We start from the raw sequence: 21,685 nt of genomic DNA on the forward strand, positions 1-21,685 counted from the left end.
TTCACAAAGCACACCATTATTTTTGTAATTTAAGCCAAAGTGCTTTGAATGGTGATTGTTTGGTGTATTCACGATCAAATGGGAAGTCAGCTGGTGCTTTAAAACCTTCTTTTTCACTGTATTTGTGTTTAGAATTCATCAAAGCTTTTTGTACCCCGCTACGGAAATCACGTAAATTAATACTGTTAGATTGAGTAGCTACGAAAACATCAGCTTCTTTATTAGCTAAAGTAAAGACTTGGGTAAGTAAACTAGTTAAATCTTTGCGAATGTTAAAGTTACCTTTTTTACTTCTCATAAAGGCGGGAAGATTAATGGTAATTAAATCAAAGCGAAGATTGTGTTTGTTAGCATAGTCTAAAAAACCACGTAAATCCATGCTACGAACCGTTTGTGAATCAGTTGCAATGTTGTTAGCTACAAATTCTCCAACTAAATCTGATTTAGCCCGTTTACTTTGGTCAACATCTTCCGTTTCAGTACTTCCACCAGTGATTGCAGCTGAAACAAATCCGGTTTGATCAAAAAGTAAGTTCAAAACTAATTTGTATTGAGCATTCTTCTTAACTTGTTTACGTACATCACGATAAATTAAGTCAAGTCCAGTTTTGGTTGCTCCATCAAGGTGAATTGGATAAACAGTTCCATCTTCAACAATGGTTTTAAATTCTTGCGGATTTGGTGCAATTCCATTAATGGGACGAATGGTACTACCATTTTCAAAGTGCTTAACGTCATAAACGTTGTTGTAACTGTCCAAATTATCAACAATCGCTGGGACTAACATCCGACGATGGTTATAAGTTCCTTCATTTTCCCAGCTAATTACAATTTCACCATCATAATTATCAACTGTAATTCCGCCAAGACCATCGCCTTGTCCGTTAAACAATCGATATGTAGAACTACTTAATCCTTGTAATGCCTTTCGCTTATTGAAAGCTGCACTAAACAAATGACTGAAAAAGTTATCGTTGATAGTTTGATTTTCTTTACGACTCAAAATCCAACCAATTCCATTTCCTTCTTTAGCTAAATAGGCACTGGCAACAAAGTGTCCACCTTTCATCAAGGCCACAAATTCACCATTATTGGTAAAATCGTCTTCATTAACTAAATCTTTTAAACTAATTTGTGGATAGCCACCTTCAAATTTACTAGCAGCTGATCCGGTAATTTCTATTTCTCGCATAATTTCTCCTTTTTCTAAAAAAACTGTTACTTCTATTGTAACTGGAAATGAGTAGAAATAGTAGGAAGTCTGCTCTAATGATATAATTATTTTAAAAATTGAAACGAGGAATTTTTAAATGTATAAATATTTAGTATTTTTTGATTTGGATTCTACTTTATTCGATGCTAATTCAAAAGTTAATGATGAAGTGGCCAATGCCATGGATGAAATCAGAGCAAATGGTGGCTTACCAGTGATTGCAACTGGGAGAACATTATACGAAATTCCAGATACACTGGCCAAAACAAAAATTAATACCGTGGTTGCCTCAAATGGTGATTATGGAATGTTTGAAAACCACGAACTTTTTCATCGTGTAATTAATCCACAAACAATTGATGAATTGATAGAATTTGCTAATCAACACGGTAATTCGGTTACGATGCTTGATCAAAATGGAAAAGGATCTTCTGCTCATGATCACCTTTTATTGGACGCTTGTGCTCGAGTTCATGCTCCTGTTCCTAAACTGGTCAAAAGAGACTATTGGCATGATCGCCCAATTGATATGATGTTTGTAACTAACAAAGATTTAGATGATGTATACATAAGTAAGTTTGGAGATCGTTTAACCTTTTTCCGTAACTCACCTTTCAGCATTGATATTGTGGACCATAATGCTTCTAAAGCAACTGGAATTAAAACTTTAATTGAAAAAGCTAATTTAAAAGGAATTCCTACTTATGCTTTTGGTGACGGAAATAATGATATTCCGATGTTGGACTATGTCGATCATCCAATTGTAATGGGCAATGGTTTAGATAATGTCAAAGAACATGCTGAATTTGTGACAACTGATAATACTAATCATGGAATTGTCAAAGGATTAAAGCATTTCAATTTAATTTAAATGATAGATATGTTATAATTTAGTTCATATCTATCGGGGTCGTTATGGATTCGACGGGTATGGTTCGTGCCTGAACTGCACTTCGTACTGCGATGCGTTAAATCGTCCAGTTTAATTATAACTGCAAAAAATAATAACAATTCTTACGCCTTAGCTGCCTAATAAGTAGTCGACGTAGATCCAACTAATCTTGTCCATGGATTAGATTTGGGTCCTAAATTAAATGGACTTACGCTTTTATACTCCCATCTGAAGTATGAAGAAGAGATTAACCAGATTAGCTTTTCATATTAGCCTTGATTAATGGCGTCATGATTAGTGAAACTTAAATGATTAGTCTATGAGTGTAGACGTTCAGGTGGCGACATACTCGGACGCGGGTTCAAATCCCGCCGACTCCATTTTTAACATCTTGCCTATTATTATTGACGCTTGAAACGTTGATATAATAGGCTTTTTATTTTCCTTGATACTCATATAAGGTTATTAAATGCCATGAAATAGCATTCACTTTTACAAATAAAAAAAGCAATTCGGAATATACTGAACTGCTTAACATAATTTAAAAAATAATTTAATATGACCTTTTGGGTTGGCGTTTTGAACATCACTATTAATGTAGTGGTGTTCTTTTTATTATATCATCCGCGATCGTTTCAAATGACAATGTAAATACACCAATCTAATTAGTTTGCTCTACATTCTTTAATCAGATTAGCCCAGATAGTCAATATAACGGCATTCTTGCTCTACATTTTCTATACGTTGGCTTTTAAGACAATCGCGGATGTACTCACTGATTAATTAAATGGAACACTTGCCATAGATCATAGCAATCAACATAAACGGATGCTACACGTCAGATTGCTTCCCTTGGTGTCGTGTTCTGCTAGTTCCTTAATATGTTAAGTCTTGATAGGTTATTGAGTTATCTCTGAAATGGTTGACACCATGTTTAATGTTGGTTTTTCCACACTTAAACCGTTTTTTTGACTTATTTTGTCTGTATTAGGCGTTTTTATGTAAGTTTTTGACTAGTTAAGCTGCTTAAAACAATTATGTATGTTGGAAGCCTTAGGGGTGTCCGTTTTGTTCATTCCTTTAGCTCGCATCATAGCAAGTTGTTTATGTTTGATATTTGTTTGATTATTTCCCAATCACTGTTATATCAATGGTTTTTACGTTTGATTTATGATTGATATAGCAATTTAAATAAAAATACCCCCGCCCTCTTTTTCAACCAAGGGGAGCACGCACACAGTCTGATTTTCTTAAAAGCAAGAAAATTGAAATTTTTTTATAGGGGGGGTCAAAAATAAAAATGCCGTTAAATCAACGTTTACGGGAAAGGAGAAGTCTAAAAGTATATGTCAAACAAAGCACAAAAAAATAAAATTCTAACGAACCGGCCGCCTTATTATTTAAAATCTTACGCAGCGTCTTCGTTACGGTTGCCATTAGGCTTACTTGTGGGCATGTCTGTTATGATTGGCGATTGTAATTGGCTTGCTGATATACCGCAGATATCCATTAATCTTTGCAAGTTATATCTAAGGTAACGCCGTACATTCTTTTTTGTCTTTGTTTCGTCTATTTCTTCGAATAAATCAAACATACTAAACCACCAATCTATTAATCTTTGAATTTAACGGATGCTATTATTTACTCATATTCTGCCGTTTAAAGGCTTTTAATCAATCATAGTATAAATGCCAGTTACATAACTAAATTACATCAACTTTAAAGAAATCAACCAAATCTGGATAGCCTAGCAGTATTGCATTAAAAACAATCTTGAATTAGTAGGTATTAACTAGGGTTGACGTTTCAACTGATTAAATCAGCAATTTATTAATAGCTATTGCATTTCTTTGCTTTTGTTTCATCGTTGCAACGCTTTTAATATTGTTGCATGTAACAACACAACTAAACCAAAAATACACCTGATCTAAAAACAGATGTATTCTAGCTTTTATTATTTTAATTATACCAAATATAATTATCTATCTTGGTTGTCGTTCCTTACTCCTTGCGTTATTGCAGATAGCAACTTTTCTACTGCTGAAATATTGTTATTCTCATCATCTGAATTATTAAAATACTTGTATAAACGTTCTTTAGCTTTGTCACTGTCTTTTAGCTTAACGGTAGTTATTCCATTACCGCTTGTAACTTTATCAATTACGCTTGGGTCTACTTCATCCGACGATTTTAAATATACGTTGGTTTCGTGTGAGATTATCTGATTACCATTTTTATCTAGTCTAGGCTTACCAAATTCATCTAATAACGGCACATCGTAGCTCTTCCAATTAACAACATCGCCAATGTTAGCAAAAGCAATCTTTGCATCATCTTTTACTAGATCTATTAAATTTAAAATTAAGTCATTCTCTTGGCGGGTTTTGTATTTGGCAGATTGCAAGAAATAACTTGAACGAATTTAGTGATGTAGATTAAGCAAGAAGATCTCGATTGGTGTATGCCAATTAAGACATTTAAGTGGCCGTGAATTCAGATACCAATTGATTTGAACCAGTTGGTAATCACTTAGTTCTTCAATGGCTTGTCCCTTGGGAATAAACCGTCGCAAAACTCGGTTACGGTTCTCATTACTACCGCGTTCATGTGGTGAATAAGCATGGGCAAAATAAACCTGAGTACCTGTTAGCTGTTCAATTGTCTGGTAGTTAGCGAACTCTTTACCATGATCCACAGTAAGCGTCTTGAGCTTGTTTTGAAGTTGACTAGCTAGTTCAAGTACGGCTTGAGTCATGGACTGACTGTCGCAACCATGGAGCCGTTTAACAATTGTCAGGCTACTTTTACGCTCCACAAAAGTAGCCACAGCTTGACCTTTACGTTTACCAGAAAGTACGGTATCAGCTTCAAAGTGACCGAATTCCTGGCGAGTTTCGACTTTATGAGGACGCTTCTCAATTGAGCGGCCGTGACTGAACGTACCACGCTTTTCTTTAGCACGATGACGACGAATTCCATGATCAGGCAAATCGGGTAGCTGTACATCAAGCCATCCTTGATCAATCCAGTTATAGACCGTCTTGTAGGCAATCCCCACCACATGGGCAACTTGTTCAGGGGACCACTTCTGGACTTGAATCTTTTCCTCGATCAAGTGTTTAAGGTTTTTAGTAAGCGAAGACTTTCGCCCCCGTTGACTAACCTTTCGTTCAAAGTAAGTTTGCGCTAGCTCAGCCTGGTACTCACCATTTAGTCGGTGAAGTTCGTTAAAGATGGTGGTCTTACTAAAGTCTAAGTAGTTAGCGATGTATCGCAAGGAACGTCCTTCATTATAAAGCGTTTCAATGACAACACGGTTCTGGAATGATAAAATAGTGGTGCTCATCAAGGTCCTTCTTTCTAATGGATTGTGTGGTAACGCCATTAAAGACCTTGATGTTTTTCTCTGTCCACTTAAATGTTCAACTTAAATTTTACAATCTGCCATTTACTAATGAATTTATTAATCTTATCTAATTTAAGTAATCTTGACCCCTCAACGTTAGCAGTCGACCGCTTGCAGTGATAAGCCCTAAGGTATGACTGCGTAGCGTTATATGATTGGATGTAATAAACACAAAATAGCTTTTGTGTTTCTGTCATTGCATCGATATTATTCAAATCATGATTAATTAATTTATTAGTATTATGAACACGAGCGGTACTCTTATTATCTGCCCAGTGCTGGAATCATCCGTAACAAGCGCAAAATCAATGCAATTATTACGAATGCTAAAGTAATTGAAAAATTTCACGAACAAGGCTCTAGCTTTTCTGAATTGATGTGGAACTTTGTCGCTCATAAGCCAATTATTAACTCAATTAATAATCATAACGATATTCCTAGTACCACTCCATTAGCCACTACGATTAGTAAAAAATTAAAGTCAATTGGATTTAGCTTTACTGGCCCTGTTGTCGTTTACTCATTTATGCAATCCTGCGGAATGGTTAATGACCACGAAAATAATTGTTTTGCTAAATAAATTTTTCCCTTATAACCTAAAAAACGATTGAATTCCCAATGGATTCAATCGTTTTCTTTTAGACTTATTTAATTATTCCAAACCAACTCGTTTAAAGATTTCGTCGACATGGCGAATTTGATAATGGTAATCAAAAATTTCATCAATTTCTGCTTGTGAAAGTTTACTTGTAATTTCTTTGTTATTTTCAACTAATGGTTTGAATTGTTGTTTTTCATCCCAAGCTTTTGCAGTCAAGGGTTGAACTAAATCATAAGCTTCTTCACGACTCATCCCTTTTTCAATCAATTCCAACATTACTCGTTGACTAAAGATTAAACCGTAAGTAATTTTCATGTTTTCCTTCATTCGATCAGGGAAAACCACTAAATTACTTAAAATTCCATTGAAACGGTGCAACATATAATCTAATAAAGTAGTTGCTTCAGGCAAAATAATTCGTTCAGCAGAAGAATGTGAGATATCACGTTCGTGCCATAAAGAAACGTTTTCGTAAGCTGTCGTAATCAAACCTCTTAAAGTCCGAGCTAATCCAGTAATGTTTTCTGAACCAATTGGATTCCGTTTATGAGGCATTGCTGAAGAACCTTTTTGCCCTTTGTTAAATAATTCTTCAACTTCATGAATTTCAGAACGTTGTAATCCTCGAACTTCAGTTGCAAAGTTTTCTAAACTAGTTCCAATCAAAGCAATTGTAGCAATGTATTCGGCATGTAAATCACGAGGTAAAACTTGACTAGTGATTTCTTGGGGACGAATACCAAACTTCTTACATACATATTGTTCAATTTCAAGCGGCATGTAGGCATAAGTTCCAACGGCACCAGAAATATTACCAGCTTCAACGCCTTCAGCAGCCTCGTTGAAACGTTTTAAATCACGTTTCATTTCTGAGTACCAACGAGCTAACTTCAAACCAAAGGTAGTTGGTTCAGCTTGAACCCCATGAGTCCGACCGATTTGAACAGTGTCTTTGTATTTCAAAGCCATTTGTTTAATGGTTTCCATCAAAGTTTCAATGTCACTACGTAAAATTTGATTGGCTTGTTTTAAACGAAGTGCTTGCGCTGTATCAACCACATCTGTACTGGTAATTCCGTAATGAATCCAACGTTTTTCTGGTCCTAATGATTCTGAAACGTTGCGGGTAAAGGCCACAATATCATGATGAGTTTCTTTTTCAATTTCGGCAATTTTATCAGCATCAAAAGTTGCGTGATCTTGAATTTTTTTAATTTCCTCGTCAGTGATCATCCCTTGTTTATTCCAAGCTTCGTCAATTGCAATTTCAACATCTAACCAGGTTTGGTATTGGTTTTGCATACTCCAAATTTTTCTCATTGGTTCGCGTGAATATCTATCAATCATTTACAAGTTCCCCTTTTATTTCAAAATGTAATTTTGTAATTAGTTCCTTAATTAGAATAACACTTTAGAACAAGCCAGTAATTTTTTCATCACTATCAATTTTAATGTGATTAGCAGCGGGATCCTTAGGTAATCCAGGCATCGTTAAAATATTTCCTGCCATGGCTACTAAGAAGCCGGCCCCTAATTTAGGCACAAATTCACGAATATGAATGACAAAGTCTTCTGGTTTACCAATTTTTTTAGCATCATCGGTTAGAGAGTATTGCGTTTTAGCAACAATCACTGGTAACTTATCCCAACCTAATTTTTCAAAACCAGCAATTTGTTTTTGTGCTTTAGGTGATAATTCAACTTCTTTACCACCATAAATCACTTTAACAATTTGGTTTAATTTCGTCATAATGCTGTCATCAGGTTGATATAAAGGTTTGAAATCAGCAGGTTGTTCAGTTGCTTCCACAACTCCAGCTGCTAAATCAGTCGCACCTTGACCACCTTGGCCCCAAACATCAGCAGCATAAGCTTTAACACCCTGTTCACTGGAATAGTCTTCAATCATTTTCATTTCAGCATCAGTATCACTGGTAAATTTATTAATCGCAACGACCACTGGAACACCGTAACGTTTCATACTGCTAATATGTTGACCTAAGTTGGCGAGTCCATTTTGTAAGGCAACTAAATTTTCATGATTAAGGTCTTTTTTGTCCATGCCACCGTGCATCTTTAATGCTCGAACGGTAGCGACAATTACAATTGCATCTGGATGTTTTGGTAAAAGTGGAGTTTTAACATCTAAGAACTTCTCTCCCCCTAAGTCAGCACCGAATCCTGCTTCAGTAACTGCATAATCACCCATTTTCATAGCTAATTTGGTTGCTTGCACTGAATTAGTTCCTTGTGCAATGTTGGCAAATGGACCACCGTGAATCAAAGTTGGCGTGTGTCCCATGGTTTGTACCAAGTTTGGTTTAATGGCATCTTTTAATAAGGTTGTAATGGCGCCCGCAACCCCTAAGTCAGCTACTGTAACTGGCTTTTTATCGTATGTATAACCTACGACAATTCGATTAATTCGGCGTTGCATATCATCTAAATCAGTTGATAAGGTTAAGATAGCCATTAATTCGGAAGCAGCCGTAATATCAAAACCACTTTCGCGGGGAACTCCGCTAGTTCTCCCACCTAAACCAACTACGATATGCCGTAACTCACGATCATTAACGTCTAATACACGTTTTAATAAAACTTGTCGTGGATCTAAGTTTAATTTATTTCCTTGATAAATACTGTTATCAACCAAAGCCATTAAGGTGTTTTGAGCAACCGTTAAGGCATGAAAATCACCAGTAAAATGTAAGTTAATGTCATCCATTGGTAAAACTTGTGACATTCCTCCACCAGTAGCTCCACCTTTCATTCCCATGACAGGTCCAAGGGAAGGTTCCCGTAAAGCTAAAACCGTTTTATGATTGGCTAAATTCAAAGCATCCGCTAAACCAACGGCAACGGTTGATTTACCTTCTCCAGCTGGAGTTGGATTAATGGAAGTTACCAATACCAATTTACCGTTTTCTTGATCATGTAATTTTTCATCTAAAACAATTTTAGCGGTATTTTTCCCATAAGGAATCACTTCATCACTAGTAAAACCAGCTGCTTTAGCGACTTTTTCAATTGGCCAAATTGTTGCTGCTTGTGCGATTTCAATATCACTTTTCATTTTTCCACCCCAAAATTACTTTTTAATTAATTTAATTTACCAATATCGTTACGATAAGCCAAACCCATCTTGGTTTGATCTAAAATAGAATAAATTTTTTGCCGAGCTAAATCTAAAGTAGGTGCATGAACGACCGTAGTTAAAACTCGGCCACCATCACTCATCATCTGATTTGCTTCTGATTTAATACTAGCATAATTCACTACCAAATTATCTGAGAAACTTGGTACTGGATATAATTGATGATTTGGAGCTGGATAATTAGGATTTACCAAGACAACGCCTAAGTAAGTATCCGTATTTTGCCATACTGGTTGGACTAGTTTTCCGTTTAATAATCTTTGAATTAAAGTGTAAAAATCACTTTGTAATTGTGGTAAAACCACTTGGGTTTCGGGATCACCAAACCGCACATTAAATTCAATTACTTTGGGACCAGACTTCGTGAGCATTACTCCAGTATAAAGAACTCCATAAAACGGGGTTCCCTGTTTTTTCATCGCATCTAAAGTTGGCATTACTAATTGATTAAGTGCTAATTCAAAATTTTGTTTAGATACCTGGACAACTGGACTATAAGAACCCATTCCACCAGTATTAGGCCCTTTGTCAGCTTCAAATCGACGTTTATAGTCATGGGCAATTGGCGTATGCACAACTTGGTCTTTACCCACTAAAGAGAAAATTGAAAATTCAAAACCTTCTAAGTACTCTTCAATTACCAACTTAGCATGCGGTTCTTTTTGATATAAATTAGTGAGAAATTCATCGGCAGCTACTTTAGTTTGATGAATTGAAACGCCTTTACCAGCAGCTAAAGCATCTGTTTTCACTACTACGGGGTAACCAAATTCATCAGCAACCACTTTCGCATCAGTTAAAGAAGTTACCGTTTTCGCTTTTGCAGTTGGAATATTAGCATCTGCTAATAATTTTTTCATGAAAGCTTTTGATCCTTCTAATTTAGCAGCTTGTTGGTTTGGCCCAAAGATAGCTAATCCAGCTGCTTCAAATGCGTCGACTACTCCTGCTACTAAAGGTGCTTCATTTCCCACGAACGTTAAATCAATTTGTTGGTCTTTTGCAAACTTAATCAAAGCAGGAAAATCATTGGTCTCAATGGCAACTGGTGAGATTCCATCAGTTTTCATTCCGTAATTTCCTGGTGCCACAAATACTTCATCAACTTGAGGACTACGTTGAAAGGTCTGGGCAATCGTATGTTCACGAGCTCCAGATCCAATAATTAATACTTTTACCATCGAAAACTCCTTAATGCTTAAAGTGACGATTACCTGAAAATACTAAGGCAACTCCTAATTCATTTGCTTTATCAATTGAGTCTTGGTCTCTAATTGATCCACCTGGTTCAATAATTGCATCAATACCATGCTTAGCAGCGTATTCAACTGAATCATCCATTGGGAAGAAGGCATCAGATGCTAAGACTGCGTCTTTAAAACTAGGTTTAGATTCAGCATGATCAATTGCAATTTTAACTGAATCGATTCGGTTAGGTTGACCTGCACCAATTCCAAGGGTTTGACCTTCACTAGCAACCACGATGGCGTTTGATTTAACGTATTTAACAGCCGTTTGAGCAAAAATCATGGCTTTCATTTGTGCTTCAGTTGGTCGTTTTTTAGAAACGACTTTTAAATCATCGATTGATTCACTTTCTAAGTCGCGGTCTTGCATAACTGCTCCACCTAACACGGAAGTAGTTTCAATTCTTTGAGGAATTTTGTTTGTGAATGGAAGGGTCAAGAGACGAAGGTTCTTTTTACGAGCTAATTCTGCATAAGCATCATCATCAAAACCAGGTGCAATGATAATTTCAAGGAAAATACTGTGTAACTTTTTAGCAGTAGCTAAATCAACTGGACGGTTTAAAGCCACAATTCCACCAAAGATGGAAATGTCATCACCTTCGTAAGCTTTATCCCAAGCTGCTTCAATGTTTTCACCAATTCCAATTCCGGCTGGATTCATGTGCTTAACTGTAACAACGGCTGGATCTGAAAATTCAGCAATGATTCTTAAGGCTGCATCAGCATCACGAATGTTGTTATAAGAAAGTTGTTTTCCATGCAAGATGTTAGCGTTTAAAACAGAGTATGGTTCTGGGATGGCATCGCGGTAAGCAGCTGCTTTTTGTTGTGAATTTTCACCATAACGAAGTGGTTCAAATAAATCGTAAGTATTGGTAACTTTTTGCGTAAATTCAGGACCAGTTAAATATTGAGAAATTAAGGCATCGTAAGCAGCTGTATGTCTGAATACTTTAGCAGCTAAACCTTTCCGAAATGCGGGAGTATCAGTTTGATTTGCAAGGACATCTAATACTTTTTCATAATCAGCAGGATCAACCACTGCTAGAACATCATGATAGTTTTTAGCGGCTGAGCGAAGCATTGAAGGACCACCAATATCAATTTGTTCAATGGCGTCCGCTTCGGTAGTGTCGGGTTTTTCAATCGTTTCTTTAAATGGATAAAGGTTAACGGCTACTAAATCAATTGGGGTAATGTTTTGTTCTTTTAATTGTTGCATATGTTCAGGAACATCGCGGCGAGCTAATAAACCACCATGAACGTTAGGATGAAGGGTTTTAACCCGACCATCTAACATTTCAGGGAAATTAGTCACATTTTCAATGGGAATCACATCAACTCCGGCATCATGCAATGCTTTAAAAGTTCCACCAGTTGAAACAATTTCAAAATCTAATTTTTGTAGTCCCTTGGCAAATTTAACCACGCCGTTTTTATCAGAAACACTAATTAATGCTCTTCTCATGATTTAAATACTCCCTCTTTAATCAACTTCTGCAATGTTTTTGGATACAACTTGTGTTCAACTGTATGAATCTTTGCTTCTAAAGAATCCAATGAATCATCATCTTTAATTCGAACTGGTTCTTGTGCAATTATCTTGCCACTATCCACTCCATCATTAACAAAGTGAATCGTGACTCCAGTTACTTTAACACCGTAATTATAAGCGTCATCAATTCCGTGGCGTCCAGGAAAACTGGGTAATAAAGCCGGATGAATATTAATGATTTTTTGCGGATAAGCTTTAACAAATTGAGGAGTTAAAATTCGCATATACCCTGCTAATAAAATTCCATCAATTTCATCATCAGCCAATTGTTGTAAAATTTGCTTTTCTGCTGTTTCTCGATTGGGATAATCCTTGTAGATAATAGTAAAAACAGGAACCTGGGCTTCTTTAGCAAGGTCAATGACCTTGACATCGTCATGATCAACTACCAAACGAACAATTTCGACCGGTAACTTGGCTTGTTTAATATAAGCTAATAAAGCCGCAAAATTAGTTCCGTTTCCCGAAGCCATGACGGCTAAGCGTGTTATTTTTTCCATGGAGCAACTCCTTCAAAAATAACTCCAGCATCTTTTTCGTTTGCTTTTGATTGTAACTTACCAATTTCATAAACTGGTTGGTTAGTCTCTCTAAAGTAATTCATAACATCCTTTAGCTGATCTGGTTTGATAATTAAAATCATTCCTAACCCGTTGTTAAAGGTGTTCAACATGTCATCCGTACTCAATTGACCCTTTTGTTGTAATGTATTGAAAATCTCTAAAATTGGCAAACTGCCCCACGTGATTTTAGCTTGTAAATCTTTGCTAAAGGCCCGAGGTAAATTACCAACAATTCCCCCACCAGTAATATTACTCATCCCGGTAATCCGGTGTTCATCCAATAATTTACTAATGATTGGATAGTATAGGGTTGTAGGGGTCAATAATTGTTCTTGGACAGTTTTGGGTAACTTATTAAAATCGGCAGGCTCTTTAATTCCAAAAACAGAACGGACTAGTGAATAACCATTGGAATGAACTCCAGAAGATGGTAAGCCTAATAAAATGTCGCCTGCTTCTGCATTTTTTTCTGAATCCAGAATTTCATCTTTTTCCGCAATTCCAACCCCAAAAGCAGCTAAATCATAGTGTTTTTCAGCGTAAAGACCTGGAAGTTCAGCAGACTCACCACCAATTAGAGAGGCTCCCACTGCTTTAGTGGCTTTCGCAATTCCACCAATTGTTTCAGCTACTATTTCAGGCCGCATTTTATCAACGGCTAAATAGTCTTGTAAAAAGAGTGGTTTAGCCCCTTCAGCGATAATATCGTTCATAACCATCGCAACTAAATCTTGGCCAATCGTATCGTGCCGATCTGCACCAATCGCTAACAATAGCTTAGTTCCGACTCCATCGGTTCCACTAACTAAGACAGGATGTTGATATCCAGTTGGTATTTCAAAAACTGATCCAAAACCACCTAATCCAGATAAAACTTGCGGTGTATAGGTTGACTCAACGGCAGCCTTCATTTTTTGAACTGCTTCATCACCCGCGTGAATGTCAACCCCAGCCTTAGCGTAAGCATCTTTTCCCATTCTAATTCTCCTTAACTATTTTTGCCCAACTTCGGTATCAAAAGTAACTTCTCCCGTCTTGGCTTGTTCAGTCAATTCTGGTGCATAGTCATAAATTGGAGAAGGATAATGACCATCAAAATAAGCGGTGGTTAATCCAGTTCCACGACCTTCATGTTCTAAGCCAATTGAATCAATCAAACCCTGCGTTGATAGGAATTCAAGCGAATCAGCCCCAATTTTTTTCCGCATTTCTTCAACCGAGTTGTTAGCGGCCATTAATTCTTTCGTGGTTTGCATATCAATCCCGTAAAAAGATGGATATTTAAAGGCTGGTGAAGCAATTCGAACGTGCACTTCTTTGGCCCCGGCTTCACGTAACATATGAATAATGTACTTTGAAGTTGTCCCCCGAACAATTGAATCATCAACTAGGACAACTCGTTTACCTTTTAAAACAGAAGGAATTGCACTTAATTTCATTCGCACTGCTCGTTCTCGTCGTTCTTGAGTTGGTTCGATAAAAGTTCTCGCGATGTATTGGTTCTTGATTAATCCCATTTCATTAGGAAGACCGGATGCTTCAGCATAACCCATGGTGGCAGAAAGAGAAGAATTTGGCACTGCCACCACAATATCTGCATCAGCTGGAGCTTCTTTGGCTAACCGTTTTCCCATCCGTTTTCGGGCTTGATGCACGTTTACGCCATAAATATCGGAATCAGGACGGGCAAAATAAATATATTCCATCGAATCAATGTTTAATGTGATATCAGTCGTGTAATGATCAATTTTCATTCCATCATCATTAAGTGTAATCAATTCGCCAGGTTGCACATCGCGTACGAATTTAGCTCCAACTGCTCCTAAGGCAGCCGTTTCACTAGTAGCCACGTAAGCTCCATTTGGTAATTGACCAATGACAAAGGGACGATAACCATGAGGATCCAAAGCAGCATAAATGCCATCTGGTGTCATGAGTAAAACCGCAAAGCCACCATGAATTTGATTTAAGGCTTCTTTTAATTGTTCAACAAAAGTAGTTTTATGTGAACGACGAATTAAATGGAGTAAAATTTCCGTGTCAGAAGATGATTGGAAAATTGCCCCTTGATCTTCTAACTTTTTCCGTAATGATTTAGCGTTCGTAATATTTCCGTTATGAGCTAAAGCAACTTGCATATCGCTAAAATTAACCATAAAGGGTTGAATATTTTCGACACCACCAGATCCAGCCGTTGCATAACGAACATGTCCTAAAGCGGCATCACCCTTTAAATTTTTTAATTTTTGGGGATCGGCAAAGACGGAACTGAGTAAACCTAAACCCCGTTCTTGCCATAAATGACCGTGATTATTCGAAACAATCCCAGCTCCTTCTTGACCACGATGTTGTAAAGCATGTAACCCATAAAAAGTTAATTCTGCAGCGTTTGGCACTCCCCATACTCCAAAAATTCCACATTCTTCATTTAATGAATTAGCGGATCTTAATGGTTCAATTGCCATGTGATTGCCTCCTGATAACCCTTTTCAATTTCGTTTTTATTAACATTAATATCTTGATCAAGAGCTACCAGCTTAAGTTGTGGGTCGGTAGTTACTTTACCAATTAGGCGCGCTTGGTCACCTACCAATTTTTCAAATTTGGTTTGATTTTCTGGTTTAACGGTTACGACAAATAGTGAAGGTGATTCTGCAAAATACCAACTAACTGGATGAGCTTGTTTCACATTTGCCCCAAAATCAGTGTTGAAAGTCATTTCGGCAAGCGTAACGCCCAAACCACCTTCAGCGACATCATGAGCGCTATTAATTAATTGTTGCTTGATTCCTGCGAGCACTAATTGTTGGTGTTGTTTTTCAATATTTTTATCGAAATCATTTAAATTACCCTTAATTTCACCAGTTTGCATTTTTTGCAATTCAGTTCCGTTAAAGTCTGGTCTAACTTCTCCAACTAAATAAATTAAATCATCTGCGTTTTTAAAATTAATGGTGGTTGCTTTTTCTACATCATCTAAAAGTCCAACCATTCCGACCATCGGCGTTGGATAAATGGCTTGTCCATCAGTTTCGTTATATAAAGAAACATTTCCAGAAATAATTGGTGTATTCAAAACTTTGGCCATATCATTGATACCTTCACATGACTTATCTAGTTCGTAATAAATTTCAGGATCATCAGGATCACCAAAGTTCAAACAATCGGTAATTCCAATTGGAGTTGCTCCTGTTGCCACGATGTTTCGAGCGGCTTCAGCAACAGCTAATGCTCCCCCAATTTTAGGATTGAGATAAGTGTAACGACCACTAATATCAGTCGTCATGGCAAGTGCCTTACTCGTTCCTTTGATTCGAACTAAAGCGGCATCTCCACCAGGTTTGATAACTGTATTAGTTCTCACCATACTATCAAAATGTCTAAATAAAGTGGCTTTAGAAGCAATGGTACTTTGTTTTAATAAATCAGTTAAAGTTTGACTAGCATTTGTCATTTCTGGTTGATATTGTTGGGTAGCATCCTGGGTGAGACGTTTTGGTGCAGTTTCTTGCATCACTTGCTTAGGTGGATTAGTTAAATAGTTAACGTCCACATCAGCCACCGTTTGTCCTTCAAAAGAAAGCACATATTTACCATTATCAGTTACTTCACCAATGTCAACGGCTGATAACCCAGCATCTTCAAACACTTTAGCAACTTCAGCAACTTGGTTAGCTTTGACAACTAATAGCATCCGTTCTTGTGATTCTGACAACATCAATTCATAGGGAGTCATGTTAGTTTCTCGTTGGGGAACTTTATCTAAATCAAGTAAAACTCCAGTTCCTGCTTCATCAGCCATTTCAGCAGATGAAGAAACTAATCCAGCTGCACCCATATCTTGAACTCCGACAATTGCATCACCGTGTTCGCGAATTGCTTTAATGGTGGCATCCATCACTAATTTTTCTAAAAATGGATCACCAACTTGGACAGCAGAACGATTTTTTTCGACTCCGCTATCAAAATCACTTGAGGCAAAAGTGGCACCGTGAATTCCGTCACGACCAGTTTTAGCTCCAACGTATAAAACCCGGTTTCCAATTCCTTCGGCTTTCCCAACTTGCATATCAGCTTGGTTTAACAATCCGACTGCCATGACGTTTACCAAAGGATTTCCTTGATAAGTAGCGTCAAAACCAATTTCACCACCAACCGTTGGAATTCCAATCGCATTTCCATAACCAGCAATTCCGGCAATAATTCCATTTACTAAGTGTTTCGTATCGTTATTATTTAACTCACCAAACCGTAAACTATCTAACACCGCAATTGGTTGCGCACCCATTGAAAAAATATCACGTAAGATGCCTCCAACCCCAGTAGCAGCTCCTTCATAAGGTTCAACTGCAGATGGATGGTTATGGGATTCCGCTTTAAAGACGACGGCTTGTTGATCACCAATGTCTAAAACTCCAGCACCTTCTCCGGGTCCTTGTAAAACTCGTTCATTTTGTGACCAGAATTTGCGTAAAACTGGTTTTGATTTCTTGTAAGAACAGTGTTCTGACCACATGGCCGCAAATAAACCAGTTTCAGTGTAATTTGGTAGGCGATGTAAATGGTCACAAATTAAATCATATTCTTCTGTGGTTAAAGCCCAATCAAGATAAACTTTATTTTTTTTAATTTCTTCTGGGGATGGTTCATTTCTCATTGGTTCCGGAACTTTTACCATAACGTACTCCTTGTCTATCAACTAATTATCTAAAATACTCTCAAATAATTTTCTACCGTCTGTATTACCTAAAATAGCTTCAATGGCACGTTCTGGATGAGGCATCATGCCTAAAACATTCCCTTTTTGGTTCGTAATTCCAGCAATATCGTCAGTCGAGCCATTTACGTTGGTTTGATATTTAAATACAATTTGGTGATTTTTTTCTAATGAGTCGATTGTAGCTTGATCAGCATAATAGCGACCTTCACCATGTGCAACTGGCAAAGTGATTTCGCTTGTTTGATAATCACGACTGAATTTGGTGTCAGGATTAGTAACTTCCATTTTAACTTCATCACAAATGAAGCCTGGATGTTCGTTTTGCATTAATTGACCAGGCAATAACCCAGCTTCGGTTAAAATTTGAAATCCGTTACAGATCCCGACAATCCTTTTACCTGCTTCATCAGCCTGCTTAACGGCTTCCATAATTGGAGAAAAACGAGCAATGGCCCCGGAACGGAGATAATCACCAAACGAAAATCCTCCCGGTAAGAAGATAGCATCGTAATCACTTAAATCAGTTTCATTATGTGAAACTAACGTTGCATCAACCTTAAAATCTTTTAAAGCGTGCATCATATCCATGTCACAATTTGAACCAGGAAATTGAATTACAGCAGCTTTCATGCTAATCCCCCAATTCTTTTAAATCATAACGATAGGTTTCGGTATTGGCATTAATTAAAAGAGCTTCAATCATTTTTACTAATTCTTGTTTAGCATTTTCCATATCAGTAGCAGCAAATTTAATTTCAAAATATTTTCCTTGCTTCACAGATTCAATTTTTTCAAAACCCATGTGCGTTAAACCTGACTTGATAACTTCACCTTGAGGATCTAAAACTGACTTTTTGTATGAAACGTAAACTCTACCAAAATACATATTTATTCTCCTAATTCTTGTTTCAAACGATTTAAGACAACGGCATATCCATCAATTAAATTACCGGTTTCTTTTCTAAACACATCTTTATCAAGTGACTTGCCAGTTGCTTGGTCAACTAGACGCATGTTATCAGGTGAAAGTTCGTCACCTAGAATTAATTGACCATCACTAGTGATTCCGAATTCAAATTTAATATCAACTAAATCAATCTTAATTCGGTTAAATAAAGCCTTTAAGTCTTCGTTAATTTTAAGTGCTTGTGCTTGAATGAATTTAATTTGATCTTCATCAACAATCTTAAGCGCTAAAATTTGGGAATTGTTAATCATGGGATCGTCTAATTCGTCTGATTTGTAATAAAATTCTTGAACGGGAGGATCTAATTTCATCATATTCTTAACTGCAAAACGAGTGACAAAATGACCTGAAGCAAAGTTTCTAACTACGACTTCTAAGGGGATCATCTTTAACCGTTTTACAACGACATCAGTATCGCTTTCTAGGCTAATAAAATGAGTTGGAACCCCTTGACCATTTAGATAATTAAATAACAATGAACTAATGTGATTGGTGTAGTAACCTTTGTTGGCAATGGCTACTTTCTTTTTTCCGTTTAAAGCAGTTGCTTGGTCTTTACTGTGCACCCATAAAACTTCTGGGTCATCAGTAGCATACATAATCTTGGCCTTACCTTCAGTGATTTGTTCGCCTTTTTTAAATGTTTTCATGATGTGTATTCTCCCATTCTGCTAAGTCAGTACTATTTTTGGCGCCTAAAACGGTGATATGTCCCATTTTTCGTTTGGGTTTAATTTGATCTTTTTGATAATCGTGAAAATGCCATTCTGGATGACTAACTAAGTCATTTCGGGCTTGTGTAATTTGGTCACCTAATAAATTAATCATGCGAATTGAATCATCAAGTTGTTCGATTGGTGCAATTGGTAAGCCTGTGATACTACGAATGTGACCTTCAAATTGTGAAACATTACAACCTTCAATGGAATAGTGCCCAGAGTTATGTGGACGTGGTGCTAATTCATTAACATAAACTTCATCACCCACCACAAACATTTCAATCCCTAACACTCCACTTAAATCTAAAGCATGAGCAATTTTTCCGGCATATTCATGAGCTGCTTGAACCAATTTTGGTGATAATTCATCATTAACAACTGTCGTTTTTAAAATGTGATCTTGATGAGTATTTTGCGCAATTGGCCAGGTTTTTACTTCTTGATTACCATCGCGCGTTACCATAATACTAATTTCTTGATCAAACGCTAATTTCTTTTCCAAAATTAGAGGTACATCAATTTTTCCATTTAACCTATGTAAAACTGCTTGCATCTGAGTTTCATTATCAATATTCCACTGACCGTGACCATCATAACCACCACTCCGCGTTTTTAAAATAGCAGGATACCCGATTTTAGCAGCTGCAGCAGGTAAGTCATCAATTGATTACACGTTAGCAAAGTTAGTGACGGGTAAACCCGCCCTTTGAATAAATTCTTTTTCTAGTAATCGATCAGAAGTGACTTTTAAGAGATTGGTTCCTTGAGGGATGCTTACTAAATCTGAAACCTGTTTTAAAGCATCTGTGTCAACATTTTCAAATTCATAAGTTAATACATCACAACGTTTAGCAAGCTTCGTTAAAGCAATAACGTCATCATATTCGGCAATAATTTGATCATCGGAAACTTGACCAGCTGGAGAATTGGGTTGCGGATCTAAAATAATGACATTGTAACCCATTGGTTTGGCTGCTTCTGCCATCATTCGGCCCAACTGCCCCCCACCGATAATCCCAATCGTTGCTGGAGGAACAATTAAATTATTCTTCATCTAATTGAGCCTCGCTTTCTAACACACCTTGAGCAGCTTCTTTTCTAAAGTTAATTACATTCTTCCGAATTTCTGGATTAGTCATTGCAAGAATTTGTGCAGCCAAGTAACCAGCATTTTTAGCACCGGATGTCCCAATTGCAACAGTTGCGACTGGCACTCCAGAAGGCATTTGTACAATACTTAATAATGAATCAAGTCCATTGAGAGCCTTACTTTGTACAGGAACCCCGATTACTGGAACAATTGTATTAGCAGCAATCATACCTGGTAGGTGAGCGGCGCCACCTGCACCAGCAATTATTACGGAGACATCATTATCGAGTGCTCCCTTAGCAAATTTAGTCAATAAATTAGGGGTGCGATGAGCTGAGATAATTTTTTTGTCATATGAAACACCTAAATCATCCAAAACCTTTGCAGTTTCTTTCATTGTTGGCCAATCTGAAATTGATCCCATCACAATCATAACTTTCGTCATTATTATTCTCCTTAAAATTCGCATTTGAAAAATCTTTCATACAAATTAAACCATATAAAAACATTATATGTCAATTAATGTTTACTTTTATTGTGTTTTTAAGAATAATGTTCGTGTTTTACTTTACGAAAAATAATAGTAAATAAAAAAGACAGAATTCATGACGAATTCTGTCTTTCATATTTGTCTCAATTAATAATAAACGGGAGTGTCCTCTACCAGTTTGTCAAGTAACATTTTTGCCTTTTTACTAAGGCTATCAAATTTATGATTATTTCTAGCAAATCGATATTCTTGATTTAATTTTTTATAATTATATTTTATAAAAACATCGTTTCTGACTTTTCGATTATATTTTTTTATTGACTTGTAATTTTTTAACAATTCCAATGTTTTTTGATTGGGGAAAATAATATTTTCTAAATTTTCATGAGACTTATGTTCAATTTGATTTAAAAATTTACTAGCATAAAGATATTCTTTTACATACTCAAATAAAGTTTTTCCAAATGTTCCATTCCCAATATAGCGCTTACTTGGTCGTAATTTCTTAGTGTTTGAGCGCATCATCCAAATACAAGAACGAATAAAGCGACCATTGCTTAAATAAACTAACAGATTTCGATTTTCATATAAGCATTCTGAAAGTTTAAATAATTTATCATACATTATTTTGTTATCTTGATAACTTCCAATCATAAATGGTTTTTGAAAAAATGTTTCAATTATATTTGGATCACCTTTCATAATTAAATGAAATAATTCTGGAATTGCGATTAACTTAACTTCACAATTTTCTAGTTTAACAAAATTTTCTTTTTCCATATTTTGAGTCAATAATTCTAGCTTAGTTGGAACATAAAATACATAAAAATCAACATCACTAGTTTCTGTTGCTAATGATTGTAATTGTGATCCTGTTTCATAAACCAAAAAGTATTTATAATTTTCATCATTTAAATATTTTTTTAGACATTTTAATCCAATTTCTTCTTTATTATTTAACTTTTTCATATTATTTACCTCCGTTAAATATTAATTCTATATGTTATAAAAAAAGCCGATAACCGCAGTTATCGACTTTTTTATATTGCGTGGCAACGTCCTATC

The 21,685-nt window shown here is 36.4% G+C and carries 18 protein-coding genes, 1 other RNA gene and 2 pseudogenes; 3 read left to right on the top strand and 18 right to left on the bottom strand.

The features are described 5' to 3' along the window. Nucleotides 1-16 precede the first annotated feature (16 nt). Nucleotides 17-1,192, bottom strand: a complete 1,176-nt coding sequence (locus FD36_RS01475; RefSeq protein WP_156843345.1) for a class I SAM-dependent methyltransferase — start codon at nucleotides 1,190-1,192, stop codon at nucleotides 17-19. Between the two features lie 118 nt (nucleotides 1,193-1,310). Here FD36_RS01475 and FD36_RS01480 point away from each other — a divergent pair, with 118 nt between their 5' ends. Both FD36_RS01480 and ssrA read left to right on the top strand, forming a co-directional pair. Continuing rightward, nucleotides 1,311-2,084, top strand: coding sequence for a Cof-type HAD-IIB family hydrolase (locus FD36_RS01480; RefSeq protein ID WP_056957649.1), 774 nt, complete (start codon nucleotides 1,311-1,313; stop codon nucleotides 2,082-2,084). A gap of 35 nt (nucleotides 2,085-2,119) precedes the next feature. Beyond that, nucleotides 2,120-2,488: a transfer-messenger RNA gene (gene ssrA, locus FD36_RS06455) on the top strand. A gap of 1,595 nt (nucleotides 2,489-4,083) precedes the next feature. Here the strand turns inward: ssrA and FD36_RS01490 are convergent. The 3 genes from FD36_RS01490 to FD36_RS07025 all read right to left on the bottom strand — a co-directional run bounded on the left by FD36_RS01490 (nucleotide 4,084) and on the right by FD36_RS07025 (nucleotide 5,708). Next, nucleotides 4,084-4,509 (bottom strand): terminase small subunit, encoded by a 426-nt coding sequence (locus tag FD36_RS01490; RefSeq protein ID WP_056957651.1) that lies wholly within the window; start codon nucleotides 4,507-4,509, stop codon nucleotides 4,084-4,086. Between the two features lie 18 nt (nucleotides 4,510-4,527). Next, on the bottom strand, nucleotides 4,528-5,451 hold the full coding sequence (locus FD36_RS01495; RefSeq protein ID WP_056957652.1) for an IS30 family transposase: 924 nt from the start codon (nucleotides 5,449-5,451) through the stop codon (nucleotides 4,528-4,530). Nucleotides 5,452-5,519: 68 nt separating this feature from the next. Beyond that, nucleotides 5,520-5,708, bottom strand: a complete 189-nt coding sequence (locus FD36_RS07025; RefSeq protein WP_082610569.1) for a terminase small subunit — start codon at nucleotides 5,706-5,708, stop codon at nucleotides 5,520-5,522. A 59-nt stretch (nucleotides 5,709-5,767) separates the two neighbouring features. Between FD36_RS07025 and FD36_RS01500 the strand changes: the two are divergent. Next, a pseudogene (locus FD36_RS01500) lies at nucleotides 5,768-6,091 on the top strand (DNA-3-methyladenine glycosylase I); the annotation flags it as partial. Between the two features lie 72 nt (nucleotides 6,092-6,163). Here the strand turns inward: FD36_RS01500 and purB are convergent. The 14 genes and pseudogenes from purB to FD36_RS01570 form a co-directional block, all read right to left on the bottom strand. Further along, nucleotides 6,164-7,459 (bottom strand): adenylosuccinate lyase, encoded by a 1,296-nt coding sequence (gene purB, locus FD36_RS01505; protein WP_056957653.1) that lies wholly within the window; start codon nucleotides 7,457-7,459, stop codon nucleotides 6,164-6,166. Between the two features lie 64 nt (nucleotides 7,460-7,523). Continuing rightward, nucleotides 7,524-9,185, bottom strand: a complete 1,662-nt coding sequence (locus tag FD36_RS01510; protein ID WP_056957654.1) for a formate--tetrahydrofolate ligase — start codon at nucleotides 9,183-9,185, stop codon at nucleotides 7,524-7,526. Nucleotides 9,186-9,211: 26 nt separating this feature from the next. Further along, complete coding sequence (purD, locus tag FD36_RS01515; protein ID WP_056957655.1) at nucleotides 9,212-10,447, bottom strand: phosphoribosylamine--glycine ligase; 1,236 nt, start codon at nucleotides 10,445-10,447, stop codon at nucleotides 9,212-9,214. A gap of 10 nt (nucleotides 10,448-10,457) precedes the next feature. Then, nucleotides 10,458-11,984 carry a bifunctional phosphoribosylaminoimidazolecarboxamide formyltransferase/IMP cyclohydrolase gene (purH, locus tag FD36_RS01520; RefSeq protein ID WP_056957656.1) on the bottom strand — a complete coding sequence of 509 codons (1,527 nt, stop codon included), beginning with the start codon at nucleotides 11,982-11,984 and terminating at the stop codon, nucleotides 10,458-10,460. Then, on the bottom strand, nucleotides 11,981-12,571 hold the full coding sequence (gene purN, locus FD36_RS01525; RefSeq protein ID WP_056957657.1) for a phosphoribosylglycinamide formyltransferase: 591 nt from the start codon (nucleotides 12,569-12,571) through the stop codon (nucleotides 11,981-11,983). The genes purH and purN overlap by 4 nt, the downstream gene beginning before the upstream one ends. After that, the gene (gene purM, locus FD36_RS01530; RefSeq protein ID WP_056957658.1) at nucleotides 12,559-13,611 is read right to left on the bottom strand and encodes a phosphoribosylformylglycinamidine cyclo-ligase; all 1,053 of its coding nucleotides are present in this window, start codon (nucleotides 13,609-13,611) and stop codon (nucleotides 12,559-12,561) included. The genes purN and purM overlap by 13 nt, the downstream gene beginning before the upstream one ends. A gap of 15 nt (nucleotides 13,612-13,626) precedes the next feature. Further along, complete coding sequence (gene purF, locus FD36_RS01535; protein WP_056957659.1) at nucleotides 13,627-15,099, bottom strand: amidophosphoribosyltransferase; 1,473 nt, start codon at nucleotides 15,097-15,099, stop codon at nucleotides 13,627-13,629. Next, entirely contained in the window at nucleotides 15,081-17,312 is a 2,232-nt protein-coding gene (gene purL / locus FD36_RS01540; protein ID WP_056957660.1) for a phosphoribosylformylglycinamidine synthase subunit PurL, read from the bottom strand. The genes purF and purL overlap by 19 nt, the downstream gene beginning before the upstream one ends. Nucleotides 17,313-17,333: 21 nt before the next feature. Then, nucleotides 17,334-17,984: a phosphoribosylformylglycinamidine synthase subunit PurQ gene (purQ, locus tag FD36_RS01545; RefSeq protein WP_056957661.1), complete on the bottom strand. Its 651-nt coding sequence runs from the start codon at nucleotides 17,982-17,984 to the stop codon at nucleotides 17,334-17,336. 1 nt (nucleotide 17,985) lies between these two features. Next, nucleotides 17,986-18,240 carry a phosphoribosylformylglycinamidine synthase subunit PurS gene (gene purS / locus FD36_RS01550; protein ID WP_056957662.1) on the bottom strand — a complete coding sequence of 85 codons (255 nt, stop codon included), beginning with the start codon at nucleotides 18,238-18,240 and terminating at the stop codon, nucleotides 17,986-17,988. 2 nt (nucleotides 18,241-18,242) lie between these two features. Continuing rightward, the gene (gene purC / locus FD36_RS01555; protein WP_056957663.1) at nucleotides 18,243-18,971 is read right to left on the bottom strand and encodes a phosphoribosylaminoimidazolesuccinocarboxamide synthase; all 729 of its coding nucleotides are present in this window, start codon (nucleotides 18,969-18,971) and stop codon (nucleotides 18,243-18,245) included. Then, nucleotides 18,958-20,094, bottom strand: a pseudogene (purK, locus tag FD36_RS01560) (5-(carboxyamino)imidazole ribonucleotide synthase). Before purK ends, purC begins: the two are co-directional and overlap by 14 nt. Beyond that, a complete protein-coding gene (gene purE / locus FD36_RS01565; protein ID WP_056957664.1) occupies nucleotides 20,084-20,575 on the bottom strand; it encodes a 5-(carboxyamino)imidazole ribonucleotide mutase in 492 nt (163 codons plus the stop codon). The pseudogene purK and the gene purE overlap by 11 nt, the downstream one beginning before the upstream one ends. Before the next feature lie 192 nt (nucleotides 20,576-20,767). After that, a complete protein-coding gene (locus FD36_RS01570) occupies nucleotides 20,768-21,589 on the bottom strand; it encodes a hypothetical protein (protein ID WP_056957665.1) in 822 nt (273 codons plus the stop codon). Nucleotides 21,590-21,685: the final 96 nt, after the last annotated feature.

It is taken from the genome of Fructilactobacillus sanfranciscensis DSM 20451 (genome assembly GCF_001436035.1).
GTDB lineage: Bacteria > Bacillota > Bacilli > Lactobacillales > Lactobacillaceae > Fructilactobacillus > Fructilactobacillus sanfranciscensis.